14 protein-coding genes and 1 pseudogene are annotated in these 25044 nt (G+C 57.6%); 7 read left to right on the forward strand and 8 right to left on the reverse strand.

Going from position 1 to position 25044, the window contains the following annotated elements:
* On the forward strand, positions 1-417 hold the full coding sequence (locus EKM04_RS02435) for an RNA-binding S4 domain-containing protein (RefSeq protein WP_174154305.1): 417 nt from the start codon (positions 1-3) through the stop codon (positions 415-417).
* 205 nt (positions 418-622) lie between these two features.
* A complete protein-coding gene (fdxA, locus tag EKM04_RS02440; protein ID WP_045230952.1) occupies positions 623-961 on the forward strand; it encodes a ferredoxin FdxA in 339 nt (112 codons plus the stop codon).
* An 87-nt stretch (positions 962-1048) separates the two neighbouring features.
* Here the strand turns inward: fdxA and holA are convergent, their stop codons facing one another.
* Genes holA through leuS form a run of 3 tightly spaced genes read right to left on the reverse strand, consistent with a single transcriptional unit; the run spans position 1049 to position 5265 of the window.
* Entirely contained in the window at positions 1049-2086 is a 1038-nt protein-coding gene (gene holA, locus EKM04_RS02445; protein WP_183896370.1) for a DNA polymerase III subunit delta, read from the reverse strand.
* Positions 2087-2096: 10 nt separating this feature from the next.
* The gene (locus EKM04_RS02450; protein WP_183896368.1) at positions 2097-2642 is read right to left on the reverse strand and encodes a hypothetical protein; all 546 of its coding nucleotides are present in this window, start codon (positions 2640-2642) and stop codon (positions 2097-2099) included.
* Entirely contained in the window at positions 2635-5265 is a 2631-nt protein-coding gene (leuS, locus tag EKM04_RS02455; protein WP_183896366.1) for a leucine--tRNA ligase, read from the reverse strand. The genes EKM04_RS02450 and leuS overlap by 8 nt, the downstream gene beginning before the upstream one ends.
* 193 nt (positions 5266-5458) lie before the next feature.
* Between leuS and EKM04_RS02460 the strand changes: the two genes are divergently transcribed.
* Positions 5459-6118: a YggS family pyridoxal phosphate-dependent enzyme gene (locus EKM04_RS02460; RefSeq protein WP_183896364.1), complete on the forward strand. Its 660-nt coding sequence runs from the start codon at positions 5459-5461 to the stop codon at positions 6116-6118.
* A gap of 89 nt (positions 6119-6207) precedes the next feature.
* Here EKM04_RS02460 and EKM04_RS02465 read toward each other — a convergent pair whose 3' ends face one another.
* A complete protein-coding gene (locus tag EKM04_RS02465; protein ID WP_183896362.1) occupies positions 6208-14700 on the reverse strand; it encodes a glycoside hydrolase family 94 protein in 8493 nt (2830 codons plus the stop codon).
* 534 nt (positions 14701-15234) lie between these two features.
* Here EKM04_RS02465 and EKM04_RS02470 point away from each other — a divergent pair.
* Entirely contained in the window at positions 15235-16416 is a 1182-nt protein-coding gene (locus EKM04_RS02470; protein ID WP_234910947.1) for a M20 aminoacylase family protein, read from the forward strand.
* Positions 16417-16473: 57 nt separating this feature from the next.
* Here the strand turns inward: EKM04_RS02470 and EKM04_RS02475 are convergent, their stop codons facing one another.
* A complete protein-coding gene (locus tag EKM04_RS02475; protein WP_174154299.1) occupies positions 16474-16617 on the reverse strand; it encodes a hypothetical protein in 144 nt (47 codons plus the stop codon).
* 228 nt (positions 16618-16845) lie between these two features.
* Here EKM04_RS02475 and EKM04_RS02480 point away from each other — a divergent pair, with 228 nt between their 5' ends.
* Entirely contained in the window at positions 16846-17946 is a 1101-nt protein-coding gene (locus EKM04_RS02480; protein ID WP_183896360.1) for an NAD(P)/FAD-dependent oxidoreductase, read from the forward strand.
* On the opposite strand, the gene EKM04_RS02485 is transcribed toward EKM04_RS02480, so the two are convergent.
* The gene (locus EKM04_RS02485) at positions 17947-18921 is read right to left on the reverse strand and encodes a threonine ammonia-lyase (protein ID WP_183896358.1); all 975 of its coding nucleotides are present in this window, start codon (positions 18919-18921) and stop codon (positions 17947-17949) included. It lies immediately after the preceding gene.
* Positions 18922-19031: 110 nt separating this feature from the next.
* A pseudogene (locus EKM04_RS02490) lies at positions 19032-20464 on the reverse strand (aldehyde dehydrogenase family protein).
* 313 nt (positions 20465-20777) lie between these two features.
* Here EKM04_RS02490 and EKM04_RS02495 point away from each other — a divergent pair.
* Positions 20778-21938, forward strand: coding sequence for a fumarylacetoacetate hydrolase family protein (locus tag EKM04_RS02495; protein WP_183896356.1), 1161 nt, complete (start codon positions 20778-20780; stop codon positions 21936-21938).
* 76 nt (positions 21939-22014) lie between these two features.
* Here the strand turns inward: EKM04_RS02495 and acs are convergent, their stop codons facing one another.
* The gene (gene acs / locus EKM04_RS02500; protein WP_183896355.1) at positions 22015-23973 is read right to left on the reverse strand and encodes an acetate--CoA ligase; all 1959 of its coding nucleotides are present in this window, start codon (positions 23971-23973) and stop codon (positions 22015-22017) included.
* Positions 23974-24205: 232 nt separating this feature from the next.
* Between acs and EKM04_RS02505 the strand changes: the two genes are divergently transcribed.
* A complete protein-coding gene (locus tag EKM04_RS02505; RefSeq protein ID WP_174154294.1) occupies positions 24206-24913 on the forward strand; it encodes a DUF1013 domain-containing protein in 708 nt (235 codons plus the stop codon).
* Positions 24914-25044 lie beyond the last annotated feature (131 nt).

Consider the following 25044-nt stretch of genomic DNA (forward strand, 5'->3'; position numbering starts at 1 on the left):
ATGGGTGAGAAGCAGCAGCCACAGGATGCAGGCCGCCAGCGCCTCGACAAGTGGCTGTTCTTCGCCCGGATTATCAAATCCCGTTCGCTTGCCCAGAGTTATATTCAGTCTGGCAATGTCAGGGTGAACGACAAGCCGGTACGCCAATCGAGTCATTTGCTGAAGCTGGGTGACAGGCTGGAACTCTCTCTGGAGCGTTCAAGCCGTATTCTCGTCGTTCTGGCCTCCGGCGAGCGACGTGGCCCCTATGAGGAAGCCAAGCTTCTCTATGACGACCAGACACCGCCGCCTGCGCCGAACGACCATATGACACCTTTCGAGCAGGCAATGCGAGAGCCGGGCAGCGGGCGTCCGACGAAAAAGGAACGGCGTGCGCTCGACCGGTTTATCCTGGATAGCAGCGAAGGCTCGGAATAATAACCGTGACATAAAAGCTGGTCGGGCAAAACACGTTGCTGTGCATTGGAATAATTCACTCACATGAGCCGTTTTTTTGAAACCGTTTGTCCTTGCTATATTGTGACAAAGGCATTACCTCACTTGCAAAATTGCCCTGTCTGAATTCCGGGCGGAGGCTTGCCTCTCAAGCCCTGTTGTCCGGCCCGTATATCTGGAGTTCTTCATGACGTATGTCGTGACCGACAACTGCATTCGTTGCAAATATACCGACTGCGTCGAGGTCTGCCCCGTGGACTGCTTCTATGAGGGCGAAAATTTTCTGGCGATCAATCCCGATGAGTGCATCGACTGTGGTGTGTGCGAGCCGGAATGTCCCGCAGAGGCCATCAAGCCTGATACCGAGCCGGGTCTGGACAAATGGCTGACGCTCAACGCCGAATATGCCGCCATCTGGCCCAACATCACCGTCAAGCGCGACCCGCTGCCGGAAGCCAAGGAGATGGACGGCGTTTCGGGCAAGCTCGATCTCTACTTTTCGGCGGAACCCGGCAAGGGCGACTAAGCCTTTTTGAGTTCTTTTCAGAACAAGCCCATGGATACAAAGCCTCCCAGCCAACGCTGCGGAGGCTTTTTTATGCCTTCAGTAATGTTATCCTGCACGGCTAGCTTGCAAGGTGGTGGAGAGGAGCGTCAACAAGGCGACGCTTTCCTCCAGACTTTGCCGCTGGCGGCTTTGCAGGATGGCTGCCTGCAATCGGTTCATCTCACGGGCAATCGCTGCTGGTTGCCATGTGCGCAGGGCGCGCTCGATCACGGGTTTGCGGCGGAAATGGATGCCGCGTCCGAGTGTCAGCATCACCTGGCCGGCCTGCTGTTTCTTGTCGTCCATTTCAGCCTGCATCTGGTCCAGCAATTGAAACTGACGCAGGCAGCCTTGCAGCACCAGAAAGATCGGCGTTTTCGAGGCGATGATTTTTTGGGTGGCGTGGAAAAAGGCGTTGCGGTCACCCTTCAATATCGCATCCACTGCATCGTCGGCAGATACGGTGCTGGCATCACCGATGATGGCCATCACGTCGTCTTCCTCGATCACGTCGTGGCCGCGACAATAGAGCGCCAGCTTTCGCACCTCGTTGCGCGAAGCGATCCTGTCGCCGCCGAGCGATTCGGTCAGCCTCTGTCGCGCCGCCGGCGAGATGCGCAGATGTTCGGTCCCAAGTTCCTGATCGATGAGAGCGCTGAGCGCACGTGCATCGTCTGCATAACAGGGAATGGCGGCAATTGCGCGCGAGGGTTCTGCAATCTTGCGAAGTCCTGTTCCCTTTTTGAGGTCGCCGGCTTCGATAATCAGAAAGCTCGCTTCCGGCGGATTGTCGGAGAGAACTTGCAGCGCATCGACCAGTGCCTTCTCATTGGCAGCACCCTTGACCCAGACGAGTTTCTCACCGCCGAAAAGACCGATGGCGTTGACCTCGTCTAGAAGCCGACCGGGATCGCCATGAAGATCGGATGCGGTCAGCTTTAGCGATGCGAAGGCGTCGTTAGGGTCAATGCCTGTCTTGGAGGCAATAAGCGATGCACGCTCCGAGACAAGGCCACGATCGGGCCCGTAAAGCACGAAAACACGAAAACGCTCCGCCGGTTTTTCGGCGAAGCGTTCAAATTCGTGCGACTTGATTTCCGTCATGAAACGGAGCTCAGCGGCTGAGTGTGGCAGCGATGTCCGTACCGATGATCTCGGCAAGCTCCCGTGCTGCCCGGTTTTCACCATCGCGAATGGCGCGAATCTTGGCGAATTCCTGCTGTGGCAGATCAAGCATGGCAGTCACGGCTCGGGTGGCGGTACGCAGAACCTTGCCATCTGACACGCGGGTAATCACGTAGGTGCCGCTCATGCTGACGCGTCCCGGATAAGGACCATCATAGTTATTGCGGCTGATCGAAAGGCTTGTGTCGTCGGTCACTTCCGTCGATGTTGCGGAAGAGCTGACCGTTAAGTTGACCATATAGTCCTTCGTCTTCGGGACGCCTTCGCCTCCGTAAGCAAGGAAAATCAGGCGATTGCGCACTTCCTGCGTGATGCGATCGTTGGCACCTGTAAAGCTGACGCTTTCCAGCTTCTGGCGGGTGCCGGAGGCTTCACCATAGAGCGGGCGCACTTGGCAGCCCGCAAGGACGCCAGCGAACAAAACGATGGAGATTGTGGCTGCTATGCGGCCCCATCTGGAATAGGCATCAAACAACAATGTTCACAATCCTCTGTGGAACCACAATGATTTTCTTGGGTGCAGCACCTGATAGCGCCGATTTGACGACATCCAGTTCAAGCACAGCTGCGCGGACGGCATCTTGATCCGCATCGCGCGTGATTGTCAATTCGCCACGCTTCTTGCCGTTGATTTGGATCGGCATGACCACGTCATTTTCTTGCGTGAGAGCGGGTACGAATTCAGGCCAGGCGCTTTGAGCAACAAGACCTTCATTACCGAGCGCCATCCAGCATTCCTCAGCCAGATGGGGCGTCATGGGCGCGATCAGGCGTACGAGAATTTCAGCGGCGTCACGGGCGGCTGCCTTGGCGGCTTCCGGTTCGCCGCCCTTGGCAATCTCGGCAAAAGGACCCGCCAGCGTGTTGACCAGCTCATAGATGCGGGCAATCGCCTTGTTGAAGGCCAGCTTGTCCAGATCGTCCTGAACCGCCTTCAGCGTCTTGTGGGCCGCCTTGGAAACAGTCAGACCTTCACCCTCGCTTGCAGGCGCGGGCCTGACGGACTTCAATTCTTCGGCGGCTTCACCGATGATGCGCCAGACGCGCTGTACGAAGCGGTGCGCGCCCTCGACACCGGCTTCCGACCAGATGACGTCGCGCTCTGGGGGGCTATCCGACAGTACGAAGAAACGCGCGGTATCGGCACCATAGGATGCGATGATATCGTCCGGATCGACCACGTTCTTCTTCGACTTCGACATCTTCTCGATGGAGCCGATCTGAACCTCGTCACCACCAGACAGCAGGAAGGCGCGGCGCTTGCCGTCGGTTTCCTCGATGCGGATATCGGCAGGCACGACCCATTGTCCGTTCTGGCCTTCGCCAAGACGGTAGGTCTCGTGCACCACCATGCCCTGCGTGAACAGACCCTTGAAGGGCTCCTTCACATCCACATGGCCGGTGGCCTTCATGGCGCGGGTGAAGAAGCGCGAGTAGAGCAGATGCAGGATCGCATGTTCAATGCCGCCGATATACTGATCGACCGGCAGCCAGCGATTGGCAACCTTCGGATCGGTCGGCTGTTCTTCCCAGGGAGCTGTAAAGCGCGTGAAATACCAGCTCGAGTCGACGAACGTATCCATCGTATCGGTTTCCCGACGGGCATCGTGGCCGCATTGCGGGCAAGAGACATGACGCCATGTGGGGTGACGATCCAGCGGATTGCCGGGCACATCGAACGTCACATCGTCGGGCAGCTTGACCGGCAAATCCTTCTTCGGGACAGGCACGACACCACAGACTTCGCAATGGATGACCGGGATCGGGCAACCCCAGTAGCGCTGACGGGAAATGCCCCAGTCGCGCAGACGGAAATTGACCTTGCGCTCTGCCTGTGGCTCGTTGCCGAGCGTCTGTGCCGACAGTTTCGATACGACCGCCTCGAAGGCATCCTTCGTCGTCATGCCGTTCAGGAACTGCGAATTGATCATCACGCCGTCATCGACGTAAGCCGTATCATCGACCGTGAAGGTCTCGGCATTCTCGCCTTCTGGCATTACCACGGCGACCACAGGCAAATCGTATTTGCGGGCGAAATCCAGATCGCGCTGGTCGCCGGACGGGCATCCAAAGATAGCGCCGGTACCGTAATCCATCAGCACGAAATTGGCGATGTAAACTGGCAGTTCCCAAGACGGATCGAGCGGATGCGTGACCTTGACGCCGGTGTCGAAGCCGCGCTTTTCCGCCGTTTCCAACGCAGCCAGGGACGTGCCCTGACGGCGGCACTCGTCACAGAATTCGGCCAGTTCGGCGTTGTTTTCGGACAGCTTTTTTGCGAGCGGATGGTCGGCTGCAATGGCAAGGAACGATGCGCCGAACAGCGTGTCAGGGCGCGTCGTATATACGGTAATGTCGTCAAAGCCCGCGGGCGCGGTGGAGGCAACTGTCTGCCAGCGCAGCGACAGGCCTTCCGATTTGCCGATCCAGTTCTTCTGCATCAGACGAACTTTTTCCGGCCATTGGTCGAGCTGGTCCAGCTCATCCAGCAAATCCTGGCTGAAATCGGTAATGCGGAAGAACCATTGCGTCAGTTCCCGCTGTTCCACCAGCGCACCCGAGCGCCAGCCGCGACCATCGATCACCTGTTCATTGGCCAGAACCGTATGATCGACAGGGTCCCAGTTGACCTTGGACTGCTTGCGGTAAACCAGACCTTTTTCCATGAAGTCGATGAACAGCGCCTGCTGCTTGCTGTAATATTCCACATCGCAGGTGGCGAATTCGCGGGTCCAGTCCAGAGACAGACCCATGGATTTCAACTGGCCGCGCATCGTTGCGATGTTCTGGTACGTCCACTCCTTGGGATGAACCTTGTTCTGCATGGCTGCATTTTCGGCGGGCATGCCGAAGGCGTCCCAGCCCATGGGGTGCAAAACGTTATAGCCGCGCGCGCGCTTGTAACGCGCCACCACGTCACCCATCGCGTAATTTCGTACATGGCCCATGTGGATGCGGCCCGATGGATATGGAAACATCTCAAGAACGTAATATTTCTCGCGTGGATCGCTGTTGTCCGTCACGAAGACATTGTCTTCGTTCCATTTTTGCTGCCAGCGCGGCTCGGCGTCGCGAGGATTATAACGTTCGATGGCCATACTTCTGAAATCCGGGTATCAAGGGGAAAATTCGCGCTGACCTTCACCACGAAACGGCCTATGCGTCAAGTTTGGCAGGGCGTGCGATGGCGCAATCTTGATCAGCAGCGTTTAAATGGTGACATTGTTGCTTGGCATCAAGGCAAGCGGCGGCTACTGAAACCCCTATTGCTTGCTAAAGTGAGGGTTTGATATGGAAATCGAAGCGCGCCTTGAAGACGTCACGCAGAGGATTGCGGGGGTTGCGGAAAAAGCGGGCCGGGAGACTGGTAGCGTCAACCTCGTGGCTGTCTCGAAAACCTTCGATGCCGACATGATCCAGCCCGTGATCGATTGCGGCCAGCGCATATTTGGTGAAAACCGGGTGCAGGAAGCGCAGGGCAAATGGCCAGCACTGAAAGAAAAGACAGGTGGCATCGAACTGCATCTGATTGGCCCCCTGCAGTCCAACAAGGCGGCCGATGCGGTGGCGTTGTTCGACGTCATCGAGACCGTTGATCGCGAAAAAATTGCCCGGGCACTTGCCGACGAATGCAGCAAGCAGGCAAAGGCGCTCCGCTTCTATGTCCAGGTCAATACCGGAATGGAGCAGCAAAAGGCGGGCATCGATCCGCGTGAGACGGTGGCTTTCGTCACCATGTGCCGCGATGTGTTGAAGCTGAATGTCGAAGGTCTGATGTGCATCCCGCCAGCAGACGAGTATCCCGGCCCGCATTTTGCACTTCTGGCAAAACTTGCAAGGGGATGTGGCCTCGAAAAGCTGTCGATGGGGATGTCCGGTGATTTCGAGACGGCCATCGAATTCGGTGCAACGAGTGTGCGAGTGGGATCGGCGATCTTCGGGACCCGATGATCGCGCTTTATTCGATCATAGAAAAAGCCCCGGCATCTCGCAATGCCGGGGCTTTTTGTTGAACGGTGTGGCCAAAGCGGCAGAACGCGTCAATCGAAGGCAATTGCCTTGCCACTGGCGGTCACCGGCGTTCCGTCGATCAAGACGTCGATATCCGATGTGTCTTCATTTCGCTTCACGGCGACCTCGCGGACCACGCCTTCCAGGGTGATCTTTGCCGAGAAACCATCCCAAGCCTGCGGCAATGACGGTGCGATGTGCAGTTTTCCATCGACGCGCGTGATGCCGAGAATACCTTCAACGGCCGCGCGGTAAAGCCAACCGGCAGAGCCAGTGTACCAGCTCCAGCCACCACGTCCCTCGTAGGCGCCCGCGCCGTAAACGTCTGCCGTGACCACATAGGGTTCCACACGGTAGGTTTCCGACGACGGGCGGTCGAGGGCGTGATTGACCGGGTTGAGAAGCGAAAAGCACTTCCATGCATCTTCGCTGCGGCCCAGTTTTGCCAGTGCCAAGACGACCCAAGTTGCAGCATGGGTGTATTGTCCACCATTTTCACGCACGCCCGGCGGATAGGCCTTGATGTAGCCCGGGTCCTGCGGGGAGCGGGAGAATGGCGGCGTGAAGAGGCGGATGATGCCTGTCTCTTCATCGACGAGTTCCTTCATGACCGCGTCCATGGCCTGAACGGAACGCTTCTCTTCGCCTTCGCCGGAGAGCACGCTCCAGCTCTGGCCCAGCGAATCGATGCGGCATTCCTCGCTTGTGATGGAGCCGAGCGGCGTACCATCATCGAAGTAACCACGACGATAGTATTCGCCGTCCCAGCCAGCGGTTTCGAGTGCTGCCCGCAGCTTGTCGCGGTGTGTCTTCCACTTTTCGACCCGGTCGAGATCACGACGTTCCTGCGCGATTTCGATGAAGTCGCGCAAGGTGCCTGCGAGGAACCAGCCGAGCCAGACGCTGGTGCCTTTGCCCGCCACGCCGACACGGTTCATGCCGTCGTTCCAGTCACCACCCAGAATGAGCGGCAGGCCGTTTTCGCCGGTGCGATGGATGGCAAGATCAAGCGCCAGCGCGGCATGCTCGTAAAGAGTTGCCGTCTTTTCGCTGGTTTCCGGCTGGAAGAAGGCGTCGTGCTGACCAGGCGTCAAAGCCTGGCCCTTCAGAAACGCAACGTCTTCTTCGAGGATCGCCTTGTCGCCAGTTGCGGAGATATACTGATGAGTTGCATAGGCGAGCCACACTACGTCATCCGAGATGGTTGTGCGCACACCTGCGCCCGTCAATGGCAACCACCAATGCTGGACGTCACCCTCTACGAACTGGCGTCCGGCTGCGCGCAGGATCTGTTCGCGGGCAAGCTGCGGCTGGTAGAGGAGGAATGCCAGCGTATCCTGCAACTGATCGCGGAAGCCGAAGGCACCGCTCGACTGATAGAACGCGGTTCGTGCCAGAATGCGGCAAGCGAGCGCCTGATAGGGCAACCAGCTGTTGACCATGTGGTTGAAGCCGGCATCCGGCGTGGACACCTGCAACTGGCCGGTAAAGCCCTTCCAGAAGTCCTTGTTGGCCTTGAGCACCGCGTCGAAGTCCGACTGGCGGATGTCATTGACCACGGCGCGCGCCTCATCCGCACTGTCGGCATCCCCCAGATAGAACATGACATGACGTTCTTCACCGGGTTTCAGATGAATTTCCTGCATGATGGCGGCGCACGGAGCACCGTCCAGCTCCAGGCTGCCGGAAAGAGCTGTACCCGAGACGACCGCCTGCGGCGCATAGATCGAGCCGTAGCGGCCGATGAACTCCCGTTTGCTGGTGGTAAAGGCGTTCGCTGGACCTTCCATCGAGAGGAAGGCGGCACGGGCGTTATAGTCGATGCTGTAAGGGTTGGATGCAAACAGCGCACCGGTTTCCTCGTCATGCGTACTGAGGATGAAAGGTGCCGACTTTTGTGCGTTGTTGCCAAGGACCCATTCGACGTATCCATAGGTCCGCAAGCGGCGGTTCTGGGTGCCGACATTGCGCACGGTCAGTCGCGACAGCTTGACCGGTTTTTCGCGATCGACGGTCTGCGTTACCTCGATGTCAAGACCGTCTTCGACGCTTCTGAACACCGAGTAACCCAGGCCGTGACGGGTTTCGAAAACCGCTTCCGGGTTGCGTGACAGCGCTGCAAAGGGCGAATGCACCTTACCGTTTTCGATATCTGCGACGTAGATCGCTTCACCTGGTCGGTTGACGACCGGATCGTTGCTCCATGGCGTCAGCTGGTAGTCACGCGAGTTGCGGCTCCAGGTGAAACCGGCGCCTTCGGCAGAAATATGGAAGCCGAAACGTTCGTTGGAGATGACGTTGATCCACGGCTGCGGTGTGGCCTGACCACCGTGCAGACGCACAACATACTCGTCGCCAGCCTTGGTGAAGCCACCGAAGCCGTTCCAGAAATCCAGATCCTGGGCATCTTCGATCGCTTCTGCGACCGGGAAAACCTTGGCAGGAAGGCGCGCGCCGGCCAATTCGCTGCCTTCAGGCCCACGATGGGCTGCAAACAACGAGACGGCACGGTTGACCTGATCGACGATCTTGCCGTTGCGTACGTGGAGGACGACACGGGACGCTGCCAGCAAAGCCGTCCATGTTTCTTCGTCAATCAAGTCACGACGTACGGAAAACACATGCTGTCTGCCACCGTCGGCGGGATTGATGCGACGCTGCGCTTCGGAGATGAAGTCCAGCGCGTGCTGCATATCCTGAGCGTAGGACGCGGCGCGTTCATTGACGATGACGAGATCGAAGATGACACCACGAGCGCGCAAATATTCATGCGCACTCAGGGCTTCGCGGGCAATATCCATGTCCATATCGTCGTTGATACGAAGGCTGAAGATCGGGAAATCGCCGGAGATCGCCAGTGGCCAGAGCGAACGCTGCGAGGCTAGACCCGTTTTCAGCGTATCTGCATCTGCGCGCAGGTGCATGTCTGGATAGACGAGATAGCGGGCGAGATGCTGGAAGGCCGCAGCCTGCTGCGACGACACGCCCACGTGGCGCATCTGTACCTGGGTGCGGGTCCAGGCATGCACGAGTTCATGCGCAAAGGCATCGGGATGACGATAACGGTCGATCGCCTTGTCTACGTCTTCGCGGCTTGGTGCAGCGATGGTCCAGAAGATGACGCTGACCTTCTTGCCGGCAGGCACGCGCACGACGCGGCGCAAAGACAAGATCGGGTCGAGCGTGAAACCGTCCATTCCCGACAAGGTCGCACCCGGATCGAAGGCTGCCGCTTCACCCAGCGACCGGCCACGGCCGAGGAACTTGGCGCGATCCGTTTCGAATTCGGTCGGGCGGGAAGGGCCAGCATTGTCGGCTGCCAGATGCGCGATGACCGTGCTGGGTTCGCTTGGGCTTCGCTTGTTGCGCCAGGCGCGAATCACATCGCCACGCTTACCAATTTCGGTCTGCACGAACATGCGCGAGAACAGCGGATGAGCGCTATCATCGTCATCATTGGCGATAACGGGCTCCATATAGGAGGTCACTTCAATGTAGCGGTCTTCGGAACCAACATTGAGAAGGGTCACGCGACGGCCTTCGGCGTCGTGCTCGGTAGCAACGATGCATTCGACCACGCTTTGCAGGTCGCCCACCGTCTTGTGGAATTCGGCTCTGTCGTCGGTGAAGACCGTCTTGGTCTTTTCACCTTCGGCAACACGCGGTTCTGCGGTGGCGCTCCACCATTCGCCCGATGCCGTATCGCGCAGGAACAGGAAAGTACCCCAGCGATCTTCGGTCGGATCAGCCTTCCAGCGCGAAATGGCCAGGCCATTCCACTTGGAATAACCCGCCCCCGTTGCCGTCAGCATGGTCGAGTAGTGACCATTCGACAGGAATACGACCTCACGGTCACGTACGGCAGGATCGGCGATGGTCCGCACCTCTGCGCGCAACAGGTCTGCCTGTTCCTTGCCGGGTGTTTCCGGCTCGTATTTGGCACTCATCACAGGGACTTCGCGCGGCGCTTTTTCCTGAAGCAACAATTCGGCCGCTTCGATCACAGGATCGGAGTGGAACAGTTCGCGCAACACACCGTCGAGAACGACGTTGGCAACGGCTGCAATCGACATGCCATGGTGGTGGGCATAGTAGTTGTAGACGACGGCACAGACCTTGCCATCCGGTACGCGGGTCGGCGTGAAGTCGACCGCATCATGGAAGCCATACTGGCCGAGTGCACCCAGCTTGCGTAACTTCTCGAGGTTTTCGAGAGCTGCATCCGGATCGTATTGCGACGCAAGGATGGAGGCGTAGGGCGCGATCACGGCATTCTGGCCCAGACCACGCTTGAGGCCGAGCGTCGGCACACCGAAGTTGGTGTACTGGTAGTTCATATTGTGATCGCGAGCGTTAAAGGCCGCTTCGGAAATGCCCCACGGCGTGCCGAGACGGCGTCCGTGGCTGATCTGTTCCTTGACGATCAGATTGTTGGTCTGGTTCAGAATACCGCCGTGACGCTCCTGCATGACGAGCGGTGGCATGAGGTATTCGAACATCGAGCCGGACCAGGACACCAGCGCGCCTTGCGCGCCGATGGGCACGACCTGACGTCCCAAGCGGTACCAATGTTCTGTCGGAAGATCGCCCTTGGCAATCGCAAACAGGCTGGTGAGGCGGCATTCGGATGCCAGAAGGTCGTAGCAGGCTTCGTCCAGTTCCTTGCTGTCCACGCGGTAACCGATGGAAAGAAGACGGCGATCCTTGCGATAGAGGAAGGCGAAATCCATCGTGAAAGCAAGATCGCGGCTGCGTTCCTGAAGCGACATCAGGCGGTCACGCAGCGGATCGATCGTGGAAAGATCAAACGCGCTGTCGGAAATATGCGCCTCGCAGCAATCGACAAGCGACTGCGCCCAGCGCGTGATCTCGGCACTCTGTTCGTTCTTGACCTCGAGATTGAGGTTGGATGCCAGTTTTTGAATGTCGCGGGCGAGAACGGCCAGGTTGATGACACGGATGGAAGCGAACTCGTGCTCGCGCTTGACGGAGGCCAAGGCGTTGGAAAACCCGATGATGCGCTCCTCCAAGCGACGATGCAGCGGACGCAGGTTCTTGCGGTCGTCCGGCAGTTCCTTCAGCGTTTCGCGCAAGATACCGGCGACGTCGCCGATGCCATCGAGGTTGCCTTGAAGATGAGCCGACGTCGCTTCCGCCCACTGGCGGCATGCCGAGGAAATGGCGATCAGATGACCGGCGAGGTTACCGCTATCGACTGCCGAGACATATTTTGGACCCAGCGTCTGGAGCGTGTCCGTGTGATACCAGTTGTAGAGATGGCCACGATACTTCTCCATCTTCTCGACTGTCTCGATCGTCTTTTCCATCCGCTCGACGGTTTCAGAAAAACTGATCCAGCCGAACTGACGGGCAGAGATCACCGAAAGCAGATAGACGCCGATATTGGTAGGCGAGGTACGGCTGGCAACCATCGGCTCAGGTGTTTCCTGATAGTTGTCCGGCGGCAGATAGTTCTCGTTTGCAGTGACAAAGGCTTCGTAATAGCGCCATGTCCGGCGAGCGATCTTGCGCAATTCGCTCGACACGTGTTCCGATACGAACAGACGATCTTCGGTTTCGGCAGACTGGCTGACGAACCACGCCACTGCTGGCGAAAAGACCCACAGCAAGGCAAAAGGCAGGCCCACCAAGAAGGCGTTATCGCCAGGAAGGGCTGCGAAGGCGAGGCCGATCAGGGCGACGACGGGCGCGTGCCACATCTGTCGGTAATAATCGAAAATGCTACCCTGGGCGCTGCCTTGGATGCTCGCCGCCGTTCGCCATTCCAGCATCAGCTTGCCGCTGACGAACAGGCGATAGAGCGAGCGGACGATGGCGTCCGCCATCATGCAGGCACTATCGGCGATGAAGACGATGCGCAGGGCAACCTGTGCGTTGGTGGCCCGGATTTCAGACCAAAGCGTGTGGAAATGCGCCTGCGGTACAATATCGGTGGAACGTGGCACGAGGCCCGCTGCCAGAGAAATTGTTGGTGCGACGAACAGCGAGAAGATCAATAGAATCTGCCAGATCAATGCGCCGACCGGGCCCATGAAATACCAGCCGAGAACCGACGCGGCAAACCAGGCGATCGGGGTCAGCGACCGGCGAAGATTGTCGATCATCTTCCAGCGACCAATGCCGGTCACGCCGCGCTTCATGTCCATGATGTAGGGAAGCAACTGCCAGTCGCCACGCGCCCAGCGGTGCTGACGCGACACTTCGACTTCATAACGGGTCGGAAAGTCTTCTACCAGCTCGACATCCGTCACCAGAGCGCAACGGGCAAACGAGCCTTCAAGAAGGTCATGCGACAGGACGGCGTTTTCATCGATACGCCCCTTCAGGGCTTTCTCAAAAGCGTCCACATCGTAAAGGCCCTTGCCGGTGAACGTTCCTTCGGATGTCAGGTCCTGATAGACGTCTGAAACCGTAAAGACGTACGGGTCGATCCCGCGGTTGATGGAGAAGACGCGTTGGAAGACGGAGGCGTCTTTGCCGGTGGTGAGTGACGGCGTCACCCGTGGCTGAAGCAGGCCGTAACCATGGATCACACGGCCAGTCTCGGGGTCATGCACCGGGCGGTTGATCGGGTGATGCATCTTGCCGACGAGCTTGGTCACGGCATCGCGCATCAGGCGCGTGTCGGCATCCAGCGTCATGACATATTTGACGTTGGCCGGCACCATATTGGCGCCGTTGAGGAAGGTCGTGTCCTTGTCGCCGCGCAGCAGCATGTTCAGTTCATGCAGCTTGCCGCGCTTGCGTTCCCAGCCCATCCAGCTGCCTTCTGCCGGATTGTAGAGGCGTCGGCGGTGCAGCAGGAAAAAGCGTGTCTTGCCATCAAAGGCATAACGGGCGCTGAGAGCTGCCACTTCGCGCTTGGCATATTCGAGAATTTCGACATCCTCGGGTGACTGCTCATAGGGTGCGTCGCGCCAGTCGCTGATCAGCGAGAAATAAATTTCACCGTGCGGGTTGGCAAGGTAATGCACCTCGATGTTGCGGATCATCTCGTCGACGCTGTCGCGGCTGGTGATCATGCAGGGCACCGCTACAAGCGTGCAGGCATCCTTGGGAATACCCTCCTTGAACTCATAGCCAACAAGACGAAACGGTTTGACAAAAGACGTCACCACCGTGTTGAGCAGTCCCGTGGCACCTTCCGATGCAGGCAGAGCGAACATCAGCAAAAACGCCGCAATGACATACCACGGCATGCCAGCGTCTGCCAAAAACCAGCCGACGATGACCAGCGCCAAGGCCGTCAGTGCGATAACCGGGACCGCAACGGACACCCAGTTGAATTTTCTCATAAAGCGAACGATGCGTTGCGAGACAAGCGGATTGTACTGGATTTTTCTTTCCAGCTCTTCACGACGCTCACCAATCAGGAAACTTCCGACATTGGGCGCATGCGGCTGTTTTTCGCTGGAATTGGCGGCGTCCGTGACCATATCGACGGCGGCCTGCGCCACGTCGATTTCCGTCTTGGGTGAACGACGCGCCAGAAGTTCGACAGTGTTGCGATAGGTGTTGCGCGAACCGAAATCCAGCGTTTCATAATCGGTCTGCTCGCGCAGAACCTTGTCGATATGGCTGACTTCCTCGAACCAGACCGACCACTCCGTGTCGTCGATTTCGCGCAGGCTCTTGACGATGTTACCCATCGTCACATTGCCGGACGCAAGGCGATTATGCTCCGCCATCATGATGTTTTCGGCGTCTGTGCCGATGCTGCTCAGGCGCTCTTCCAGCCAGTTCAGCGCAAAACCAGATGTCTGGGAACCGTTTCTGAGGCGATAGAGGAACTGAGTGGAAAAAGTCGGGTCGCTGACGAGAGATTCGATCTGCTTGAGCAAGGCAGCCGACGCGTCGGCATCGTTGAGGCGGATGATCTCGTCAACGACCTCGTTTGCCTTCTGGCGCATCCGGCGCGAGCGCTCGACGCGGATGGAGATACGGCGTAGATTTTCGATCAGGACGAACCGCAGGATGGATGGTAACGCCCAGAGCTCGCCGATCTGGAGGGTTTTCGATGTCTGGTAGCCTTCGACCAGCGCCGTCATGCTTTCGCGTGAAATCGTGCTGTGCGTATGGGCAACGTAGATCCAGGCGAGTGCCATGACACGCGGTATCGTCGAGTTGCCAATCTTCACAGTCGGTAGCTGACGATAGAACTTGCGCGGGAAGTCGCGGCGGACCTCCTGGATGGCTTCTTCGATCACATAATGGTTGTCCAACAGCCACTCGGCGGCGGGCGTGATCGTTGCGCCGTTTTCAGAATCCACGGCTGTCGAACGATAAACGCGTAGGATTTCCTTTTCGTTTTCACGATGGCGCGCGAAGAAATCGAACTCCATGAAACCTGGAAGGTCCTGGGCACCGGATTTGGAAAGCTCGGCTCCGCAGTCCCTCAACTCCTCAATCGTGAAGTATGCGGAACGAATCGAATCATTGTGATCGATCTGCTTTGTTTCTGAATCACGGGCGGCGGCGGTCGGCGTAATATGAAATGACATCGGCTCGTATTCTGCACTCTTGTGAGGGGTGGCTTGTCTTAACCGGGATTTGTTTCAGATTGCTTTTAGGGATCGAAACAACTTGGCAGCTTTATCTCGTGCTGATCCTGAACCTTTGCTGAACCATCGCGAACCAGCGGGCGATGATCTTCGGGAATTCAGCTTGCTTACCAACATGGCGATTTTTTGCGCCAGGGGAGCATGCCGTCAACGGCTCTGGTGGGTGAATGTGAGACGTCGGGCTCGTCGCGGCATCGCGATGTCGCACTCATGAAACACGTCGCAGACTCCCCCAAAGCGAAACACGTCATGCTTTGCCTATCCGATCTTGTCCTGAGGCCCCGCGATATGCGCTCCTAAAAAATGTGGAGGCAACCTGAGGGGTGGAATGATTAAAAGGCGCTATCTGTTCCATGCCACCTGTCGACTTTATGTGCAAGCGGCGAATGCCGTGCCCGATCGTCCGGTCTTTCGACCGTGAGCGTATGCTGCTATGCAGATATCGATAACCATCGATGCGACCGGACCTGAAATATGACGATGCACACCAAGACCGATACCTCTTTTGCCAACCACATGCCCGAAGTGGTGGCGATCCGTCACCACCTTCACCGCACCCCGGAAATCGGACTATCAGAGTTCAAGACGTCAGATTTCGTGGCGTTGAAACTGGAGGAGATGGGGTATGAGGTGACCCGTGGTCTGGCCGGAACGGGCATCGTCGCGACGTTGAAACATGGTGACGGCCAACGTTCCCTGGGCATTCGTGCCGATATCGACGCGCTTCCCATTCATGAAGAAACTGGCGTGGAATATGTCAGCCAAAATCCCGGTGTCATGCATGCCTGCGGCCACGACGGACACACAGCGATGTTGCTGGGAGCGGCCAAAATCATTGCCCAGCGGCGCCATTTCGATGGTACGCTGCATCTGATTTTTCAGCCCGCGGAAGAAAATTTCGGCGGTGCTCGCATCATGATCGAGGATGGCCTGTTCGAGCGCTTTCCCTGCGATGCCGTGTTTGCGCTCCATAATGACCCCAGCCTGCCCTTTGGGCATTTCGTGTTGCGCGACGGGCCGATCATGGCGGCGGTCGATGAGTGTAAGATCACCGTCAACGGCTATGGTGGCCACGGCGCGGAGCCGCAAAGCGCTCTCGACCCCATCGTCGCCGGAGCAAGCATCATCATGGCATTGCAGACCATTGTGTCGCGTAACATTCACCCGATCACGCCGACAGTGGTGACGGTGGGTGCATTTCATGCCGGAATCGCGAGTAATGTCATTCCAGAAAAGGCAGAGATGTTGTTGACCATCCGCTCGTTTGACCCGCAGGCGCGTGACGAGCTCGAAAAGCGCATCCGATTGATCGCAGAGGGGCAAGCCGCCAGCTACGGAATGAGTGTCACGCTTGATTATCAGCGTGGATACAATCCGACCGTCAACCACAAACGCGAAGCCGATTATATTGCGGATCTCGCGACGCGCTTTGCAGGGTCGGACAAGGTCGTAGAGATGCCGCGTCCAACCATGGGAGCGGAGGATTTTGCTTATATGCTGGAAGAGCGACCCGGCGCTTATTTCTTTCTCGGATCCAAGCGCACGGAAAACGACCCGCCGCTGCATCACCCGAAATACGATTTCAACGACGACATATTGCCAATCGGCACGGCCTTCTGGGTGGAACTTGCCGAGGATTTTCTAAAGGCAAGGTAGACGCAAAAGAAAAAGGCTTCCGGATGGAAGCCTTTTTATCGGTTCTATTGGGAGGTGTCAGGGTACCAGACCGAAGATAACCGCCGCGACAAAGGCAAAGCACAATCCAACAATGGCGGTGTGGAGTGCAGCTTGCCAGCCGATCGGCTGTGCAGACGATGGCGTAAAATCTCTGATTTTTCCAGACTTGGAATAAGACATCGCATCCTCCCTCGTTGACGTTGACCGGATGATCCGGCCTTGTTGTTTCTGACCATGAGAATATCGCTATTCCCCAGTCTTTCTGTAGAGATAAAATTCTATAACTGGGTCTCATCGGAGAAAATACAGATCGCGACTTGCCTCCCAACACGCATCGATCTACCCAATCTGTTGATAGCAACGCGCAACGTCACTTCCGGTTCAACACTCAATTAACGTTTGGACGCATTGACTGATATCGATGTCATCATCATCGGAGCGGGGGCCATTGGCCTTTCGACAGCACGACATCTGGCACAGGCTGGCATGTCGGTCATCGTGCTGGAAAAGGAAGGCGCCTTCGGCACGCATACCTCGTCGCGCAACAGCGAGGTCATCCATGCCGGTCTCTATTATCCGAAAGACAGCCTGAAAGCGCGACTATGCGTCGAGGGCAGGCCGAAGCTCTATGCTTTCTGCGAAAGCCACGGGGTAGCGCATAGCCGCTGCGGCAAGCTGATCGTGGCAAGCAATAGAACAGAAATTGTCACTCTCGAGGACCTGCATCATCGTGGAAATGTCAATGGCTGCGACGACCTCAGATTGATCGGCAGCGAGGAGGCACGCAACATCGAGCCCGTCCTTTCCTGCGAAGCGGCTCTGCTATCGCCCTCTACCGGTATCATCGACAGTCATGGCTACATGCTGGCCCTTCTTGGTGACGCGGAAGACGCTGGTACTTCGGTCGCATATCGCGCGCCGTTCCTGCGCGCCGAGCACACAAGCTATGGCTTCAAGGTCTTCGTGGGTGGTGAAGAGCCGATGCAACTGGCCTGCCGAAGCCTCATCAATTCGGCGGGCCTCTTCGCCCCGCAGGTAGCACGGCAAATAGATGGGCTTTCAGAAGCGCACATTCCGGTGGCGCGGTTTGCCAAGGGTTCCTACTTTTCGCTTTCCGGCAAATGCCCCTTTTCGCATCTGATCTATCCCGCGCCACATGCGCATGGTCTGGGTGTTCATCTGACGCTCGATCTGGGCGGACAGGCCCGGTTCGGACCTGACATCGAATGGATCGATGCGATCGATTACACCGTCGATCCCCAACGGTCGAACGGATTTAACGAAGCGATCAAGCGCTATTGGCCAGGATTGCCGGATGACGCGTTGTCGCCGTCCTATAGCGGTATCAGACCGAAAATTTCAGGACCGGACGATCCTGCCATGGATTTCCGCATCGATGGGCCGGAGATTCACGGCATCAAAGGTCTCATCAACCTGTTTGGCATCGAAAGTCCGGGTCTGACGGCTTCGCTCGCCATCGCCGAAGAGTTATTCCGTCGTCTCGACTGATCACGCGAAACGCGACAATGCCGACGCCATGATGGCTGGGTCGACATTGCCTCCGGATGCAACAGCAATCACAGTTTCGGTCTTCAGTTCCGCGCCGTGGAAAAGGGCTGCAGCCAGCGCTACAGCGCCGCCGGGTTCGACGACAACCTTCAGCCGCAAAAAGGCCAGCACCATGGCTCGCAACGCCTCATCCTCTGTGACGGCAATGCCGCTGCCGCAGTGGCTCTTCATGATGGGAAACGTAATGTTGCCGGGCTGAGGCGTAATGATCGCATCGCAGATGGAGCCGGACAATGCGTCGTTCCGCTCGATTTTGCCCGAGGCCAGTGAGCGGGCGACGTCATCGAAATTTTCCGGCTCACACGGTCTGACGGCGTATCGAGGTGCCCTGGCTTCCAAAGCCAGCGCAATGCCGGATGTCAGCCCGCCGCCACCGCAGGGTACGAGAATGTCGGCCTCAGCGATCCCGTATTCGGCGCCTTGTTCGGCAATTTCGAGGCCGACTGTTGCCTGACCGGCGATCACCAATGGTTCGTCATATGGCTTGATGAGGGTTAGGTTGCGCTCTTGCGCGAGCGCTGCGCCAATGGCGTCGCGGTCTTCGTTCGCGCGATCGTATAAAACCACTTCGGCACCAAAGGCCTTCGTGTTTTCGATTTTGATCTTCGGTGCGTCATGCGGCATGACGATGACGGAGGGGACGCCGTGCAAGGTGGCCGCAAGCGCTACGCCCTGTGCATGGTTGCCGGACGAAAAGGCGATGACGCCGCGCTGGCGCGTCTCTGGCGCAAGGCCTGATACGGCTGACCAGCCACCGCGGAATTTAAAAGACCCTGTCCGTTGCAGGCATTCGGCTTTCACGACGATTTTTCGACCGGCGATCTCGTCCAGAAAGGGAGATGAGAGCAAGGGTGTGCGGATTGCATGTGCGCCGATACGCTGACGCGCTGCCTCGATCATCGAAATATCTGTCATGCCATTCCTGCTTACTGACGTTTTTGCAAGATCAGCATAAGCAGAAATCCCCATCAGGAAAGAGGCAAAATCCCCGGACTGTGCCGGGGATTGTTTTTCTGTAAATCGTTTTAAGCCAGCGTGTAGGCGGTTTTCACGGTGGTGAAAAACTCGCTTGCATAGCGACCCTGTTCGCGCGGACCGAAGGAAGACGCCTTGCGACCGCCGAACGGTACGTGGAAATCCACACCCGCGGTCGGAAGATTGACCATGACCATACCGGCTTCGGCATTGCGCTTGAAGTGGGTCGCATGCTTCAGGCTCGTGGTCGCGATGCCGGACGAAAGGCCGAACGGCGTGTCGTTGGCAGCTGCCAGCGCCTCGTCGTAGTTCTTGACGCGGATGACGGCAACGACAGGTCCGAAGATTTCTTCCTGCGAAATGCGCATGCTGTTGGTGGCTTCGGTGAACAGAGCAGGCTGAAGGAAGAAGCCCGGCGTGTCACGCGTGAGGACGTCGCCGCCGAACGCAAGCTTTGCGCCTTCCTGCTTGCCGATCTCGATGTAATCGGTGTCCTGCTTCAGCTGCTTTTCATCAACGACGGGGCCGACATGGGTATTTTTATCCAGCGCGTTGCCAACATTGATTTTCGCCAGACGCTCTGCCAACGCTGCCACGAATTTGTCGTGGATGCCTTCTGTGACGATAAGGCGGGACGATGCGGTGCAGCGCTGTCCGGTGGAATAGAAACCGGAATTGGCGGCGGCTTCGACGGCAACATCGAGGTCGGCATCATCGAGAACCACAAAGGGGTTCTTGCCGCCCATTTCCAGCTGGAATTTGCGGTTGAACGGCAAAGAGGAGGCCGCGACGCGCTGGCCGGTACCGGTGGAGCCGGTAAAGGTGATGCCCGCCAGATGCGGGCTGTCGAGCATGGCCTGACCGACAACTGAGCCGCGACCCATGACGAGGTTCAAAACGCCCTTCGGCAGACCGGCGCGGTGCAGAATGTCAACAATGGCCCAGGCGCAACCCGGGACCAATTCGGCAGGCTTGAAGACAATGGTGTTGCCGTAGCAAAGCGCCGGGGCGATCTTCCAGGCGGGAATGGCGATCGGGAAATTCCACGGCGTGATGATACCGATGACGCCCAGCGGCTCGCGGGTGATTTCGACGCCGATGTTCGGACGCGCCGAGGGAATGATTTCTCCAGCCAGACGCAGCGCTTCACCGGCGAAAAAGTCGAAAATCTGGGCGGCGCGGATGGTCTCGCCGATGCCCTCTGCCAGAACCTTGCCCTCTTCACGTGCCAAAAGCGCGCCGAGCTCTTCCTTGCGAGCAAGAATTTCGTCGGCGGTCTTTTTCAGGATCGCGTGGCGTTCCAGAATACCGGAGCGTGACCATGCCGGAAACGCCGCCTTGGCCGCAGCAATGGCTTGCTTGGCGTCTTCTGCGCTTGCCTGCGCGTAAAGACCGACGATCTCATCGGTGTCGGACGGATTGATGTTTTTCTAAGGCTCGGCTCGATCCACTCTCCGCCGATAAGGTTTTGATGGATGCTCATGAACATGCTCCCTTTCACGCTGAAGCAGCTGGTATCCACACCACTTCGTTCTTTACGAACGACGTTTCAGTCACCGCTAGACGGGCGGCGCACCAGAATTCACGGCCGCTGTTCTCGCACTAATCGTATGTCGTATGATCTCTTGACGAAGGCAAGCATATGGCAGCATCGTCAAATAATGTCCATCGATATCGCCTTGTGGCGAGCCTTGCCGCAACAATGGACGTTGGGGCGTGCGCAGAAAAATTGTGTTTGTCATACAGGCTGGCAAGTCGGTACGATGGCCGTGTAAATTGGTAACGGGAGAAAGAGTTTGGCTAGTAGAGAGATTGTCGATGCGACCTTGATTTTGCCTGAGGACCATGACCGTGCGGTTCTGATCGGCCGTGTCTGGTCGCAGTCGGATGGTGGCCCATGCCCGGTGCTCTATAAGGGCGGTGTGCTCTACGATCTATCGAAATTGGCGCCGACCGTCTCCGAGCTCCTCGAAAAGCCTGATCTGATTATCGCACTGTCGTCCGTGATGGAGTTCCCAGCTCTTGGCACCCTTGATGCGTTTCTGGATGGCACCGCCGGTGAACTGCTTGCCCCCAACGATCTTCAGGCCGTAAAAGCTGCCGGCGTAACGTTTGCCGATAGCATGTTGGAACGTGTCATCGAAGAGCAGGCTAAGGGCGATCCGCTGCGGGCGCAGGATATCCGCCAAAAGCTTGTCCCCGTTCTGGGCGATAATCTGAAAGGGGTAGAGGCGGGCTCTGACAAGGCCGCCGAGGTCAAGTCACTGCTCCAGGAAATGGGGCTGTGGTCGCAATATCTCGAAGTCGGTATCGGCCCGGATGCGGAGATATTTTCCAAGGCGCAACCCATGTCATCGGTCGGCTGCGGCGCGCTGATCGGTGTTCATCCGAAATCGCAATGGAACAATCCTGAGCCGGAGGTGGTGCTTGCGGTGACTTCGGATGGTCGCATCGTTGGTGCCGCCCTTGGTAATGACGTCAATCTGCGCGATTTCGAGGGGCGATCCGCGCTGTTGTTGAGCAAGGCCAAGGACAACAATGCCTCCTGTGCAATAGGCCCGTTCATTCGCCTGTTCGATGAAAGCTTTACCCTTGAGGACATCAAGAGTGCCGAGATTTCTCTTGCTGTCGAGGGTGATGATGACTTCACCATGATCGGCGTCAGCGCCATGCGGGCCATCAGTCGCTCACCGGAAAATCTGGTCTCGCAGCTTTTGAACAGCGACCATCAATATCCCGATGGTGCGGTGTTCTTTCTGGGAACGATGTTTGCGCCGGTCAAGGATCGCCACGGACCGGGCCTTGGCTTTACCCACGCCAAGGGAGACCGTGTGGAGATTTCGTCACCGAGGTTGGGCAAGCTCATCAACTGGGTGGCCAGCACATCGGAGTGCCCACCATGGACATTTGGTACGGTGGCGCTGATGCGCAATCTGGCAAAGCGCGGATTGCTCTGATTTTGTAGGATCTGACGTATGAAACACCCGGCGACCGAGACGTTGCCGGGTGTTTCTTGTGGTGGCAAAAGTGCCCTTACGCTGCCTCCGCCTTATTCTGTCTGTTTTCGATGAGGTCGTCGACGACGGCGGGATCGGCCAGGGTAGAGGTGTCGCCGAGCGCTCCGAAGTCGTCTTCCGCGATCTTGCGCAGGATGCGGCGCATGATCTTGCCCGAGCGGGTCTTGGGCAGGCCCGGCGAGAACTGGATCTTGTCAGGCGTGGCGACAGGACCGATTTCATTGCGGACATGCTTGACCAGTTCGGCGCGCAGCGCATCATCACCGGTCTGTCCCGCCATCAGCGTGACGTAGCAGTAGATGCCCTGTCCCTTGATGGCATGCGGATAGCCGACGACGGCGGCTTCCGAGACGAGGTTGTGGGATACGAGCGCCGATTCCACCTCCGCTGTGCCCAGCCGATGGCCGGAAACGTTCAGTACGTCATCGACACGACCGGTAATCCAGTAATAACCGTCTTCGTCGCGACGGCAGCCATCGCCGGTGAAGTATTTGCCCTTGTAGGTCGAGAAGTAGGTCTCGATGAAGCGCTGGTGATCGCCATAGACCGAGCGCGATTGTCCCGGCCAGCTGTCGGCGATGCAGAGGTTTCCGTCTGCGGGGCCCTCCAGGACCTTGCCTTCGGCATCGACCAGTTGCGGCTGAACGCCGAAGAAAGGGCGGGTGGCCGAACCGGGTTTCAGGTCCGTCGCACCCGGCAGCGGCGTGATCAGAATACCGCCGGTTTCCGTCTGCCACCAGGTATCGACGATCGGGCTCTTATCCTCGCCCACCACATGGTAATACCATTCCCATGCTTCCGGGTTGATCGGCTCTCCCACGGTGCCGAGAAGACGCAGGCTTGAGCGCGAGGAGCGTTTGACGAAGTCGTCTCCTGCCCCCATCAGCGAGCGAAGTGCGGTCGGTGCCGTGTAGAAAATGTTGACCTGATGCTTGTCGATAACTTCCCAGAAGCGGCCCTGATCGGGAAAGTTCGGCACACCCTCGAACATCACGGTCGTCGCGCAATTGGCGAGCGGCCCGTAGACGATATAGGAATGGCCCGTCACCCAGCCGACATCGGCGGTGCACCAGTAGATATCGCCATCATGGTAGTCGAACACATATTCGTGCGTCATCGACACATAGACCAGATAACCGCCTGTCGTGTGCAGCACGCCCTTTGGCTTTCCGGTGGAGCCTGAGGTGTAGAGAATGAACAGCGGGTCTTCCGCTTTCATCTTCGCCGGTTCGCAATGGGCTTTGACGCTGGCGACTTCCTGATGGTACCAGAGGTCGCGCTCGGGTGACCAGTTGGTCTTGCCGCCGGTGCGGCGCACGACCAGTAACTTATCGACCTTCACATCCTGCCTCGCAGCGATCTCCACGGCCTTGTCGGTGTTCTCCTTGAGCGGAATGGGCTTGCCGCCGCGCACGCCTTCGTCGCAGGTGATGACGAAGGTGGACTGGCAATCGACGATGCGGCCAGCCAGCGCATCCGGCGAGAAACCACCGAAGACGACGGAATGGACAGCACCGATGCGGGCGCAGGCGAGCATCGCATAGGTCGCTTCCGGCACCATCGGCATGTAGATGGTGACGCGATCGCCCTTCTTGACACCGTGTTTCTTCATCACATTGGCCAGACGACACACCGCATCGTAGAGCTGGTTATAGGTGATCTTCTTGTCAATGTAGGGATTGTCGCCTTCCCAGATGATCGCGGTGCGCTCGCCATGGGTCTTCAGGTGACGGTCGATGCAATTATACGAGACGTTCGTCAGCCCGTCCTCGAACCACTTAATTGGCACCTTGCCCTTAAAAGAGGTGTTCTTGACCTTGGTATAGGGCTTGAACCAGTCGATCCGCTTGCCATGCTTGCCCCAGAATTTTTCAGGATCCTCCACGCTTTCACCATACCATTTCAGATAACGGTCATTGTCGATCAGCGTGTGCTTCCTTGCAGATTTCAGGACCGGGTAGACTTTGGCAGACATGAATTCCTCCTCAGGCCGATTCGTCTTTATGATGACTGGAAACTCCATTTTCCAGTCATGTGCAGAATTCATAGCAGTTCATGGACATCCGGCAATTAGACAAAGGTCATTTCTTGCGCAAAGAATTGCAATTCTGATGCAATCCGGCTATAGACCGGTCATATCCCGGAAATGAGTGGTTTAACATCCACGTCCCGCGCCCCCGGAGCGGACGGACAGAAGGACTGTATCTATGGCTCAAACATTGCTCATGCCCAAAGCGACGGCCGTCTGGCTGGTGGATAATACCGCATTGTCGTTCGAGCAGATCGCGACATTTTGCAAACTGCATCCGTTGGAAGTCAAGGCTATCGCCGACGGTGAAGCCGCGCAGGGCATCAAGGGTCTTGACCCTATCTCGACCGGACAGCTTTCGCGTGACGAAATCGAACGCGCGGTTGCCAATCCCAACCACAAGATCAAGCTCTCCGAGCCGAAGGTCCGTGTTCCCGAATCCAAGCGTCGTGGGCCGCGCTACACGCCGGTCTCGAAGCGTCAGGATCGCCCGAACGCCATCTTGTGGCTGGTGCGCAATCACGCCGAATTGAAGGACGCGCAGATTTCGCGCCTCGTCGGTACGACCAAGTCGACCATCGAACAGATTCGTGATCGCAGCCATTGGAATTCTGCTAACCTGACGCCGATGGACCCGGTCACGCTGGGTCTATGCAGTCAGATCGACCTCGACCTCGAAGTCGAGCGCGCATCGCGTGGCCGCCCATTGCCAACAGCTGCGGAGCTTGACGCTACCTTGCAGCCAGCAGCAGCAACGGAAGGTCTCGGCTACAAATATGAGCGTGAAGACGAGAAAGAAAAAGAAATCGACGCCAACGCCGTGTTTGCCAAGCTCAGCTCGCTTAAGTCTACCCGTAAGGATGACGACGAAGACGACACTTACTGATCGCTCGTCTTAGAGCGTTTCTTTGTTAAATGGAAACAGTTCTGTTGGTTCAAACGGGATCGACTGCTTGTCCGGATGGCGCGTGGCGTAGCCTTAGCATACGGCCAAGCCGTCTGGGCAGGCAGATGGCC

Source organism: Rhizobium skierniewicense Ch11, assembly GCF_023757665.1.
Taxonomy (GTDB): domain Bacteria; phylum Pseudomonadota; class Alphaproteobacteria; order Rhizobiales; family Rhizobiaceae; genus Agrobacterium; species Agrobacterium skierniewicense.

Excerpts from the sequence above, each read along its gene's own strand:
- EKM04_RS02505 (WP_174154294.1), top strand. The coding sequence starts at position 24,206 with ATGGCTCAAACATTGCTCATGCCCAAAGCGACGGCCGTCTGGCTGGTG.
- leuS (WP_183896366.1), bottom strand. The coding sequence starts at position 5,265 with ATGGCCATCGAACGTTATAATCCTCGCGACGCCGAGCCGCGCTGGCAG.
- EKM04_RS02460 (WP_183896364.1), top strand. The coding sequence starts at position 5,459 with ATGGAAATCGAAGCGCGCCTTGAAGACGTCACGCAGAGGATTGCGGGG.
- EKM04_RS02475 (WP_174154299.1), bottom strand. The coding sequence starts at position 16,617 with ATGTCTTATTCCAAGTCTGGAAAAATCAGAGATTTTACGCCATCGTCT.
- holA (WP_183896370.1), bottom strand. The coding sequence starts at position 2,086 with ATGACGGAAATCAAGTCGCACGAATTTGAACGCTTCGCCGAAAAACCG.
- EKM04_RS02465 (WP_183896362.1), bottom strand. The coding sequence starts at position 14,700 with ATGTCATTTCATATTACGCCGACCGCCGCCGCCCGTGATTCAGAAACA.
- EKM04_RS02435 (WP_174154305.1), top strand. The coding sequence starts at position 1 with ATGGGTGAGAAGCAGCAGCCACAGGATGCAGGCCGCCAGCGCCTCGAC.
- EKM04_RS02485 (WP_183896358.1), bottom strand. The coding sequence starts at position 18,921 with ATGACAGATATTTCGATGATCGAGGCAGCGCGTCAGCGTATCGGCGCA.
- EKM04_RS02470 (WP_234910947.1), top strand. The coding sequence starts at position 15,235 with ATGACGATGCACACCAAGACCGATACCTCTTTTGCCAACCACATGCCC.
- fdxA (WP_045230952.1), top strand. The coding sequence starts at position 623 with ATGACGTATGTCGTGACCGACAACTGCATTCGTTGCAAATATACCGAC.
- acs (WP_183896355.1), bottom strand. The coding sequence starts at position 23,973 with ATGTCTGCCAAAGTCTACCCGGTCCTGAAATCTGCAAGGAAGCACACG.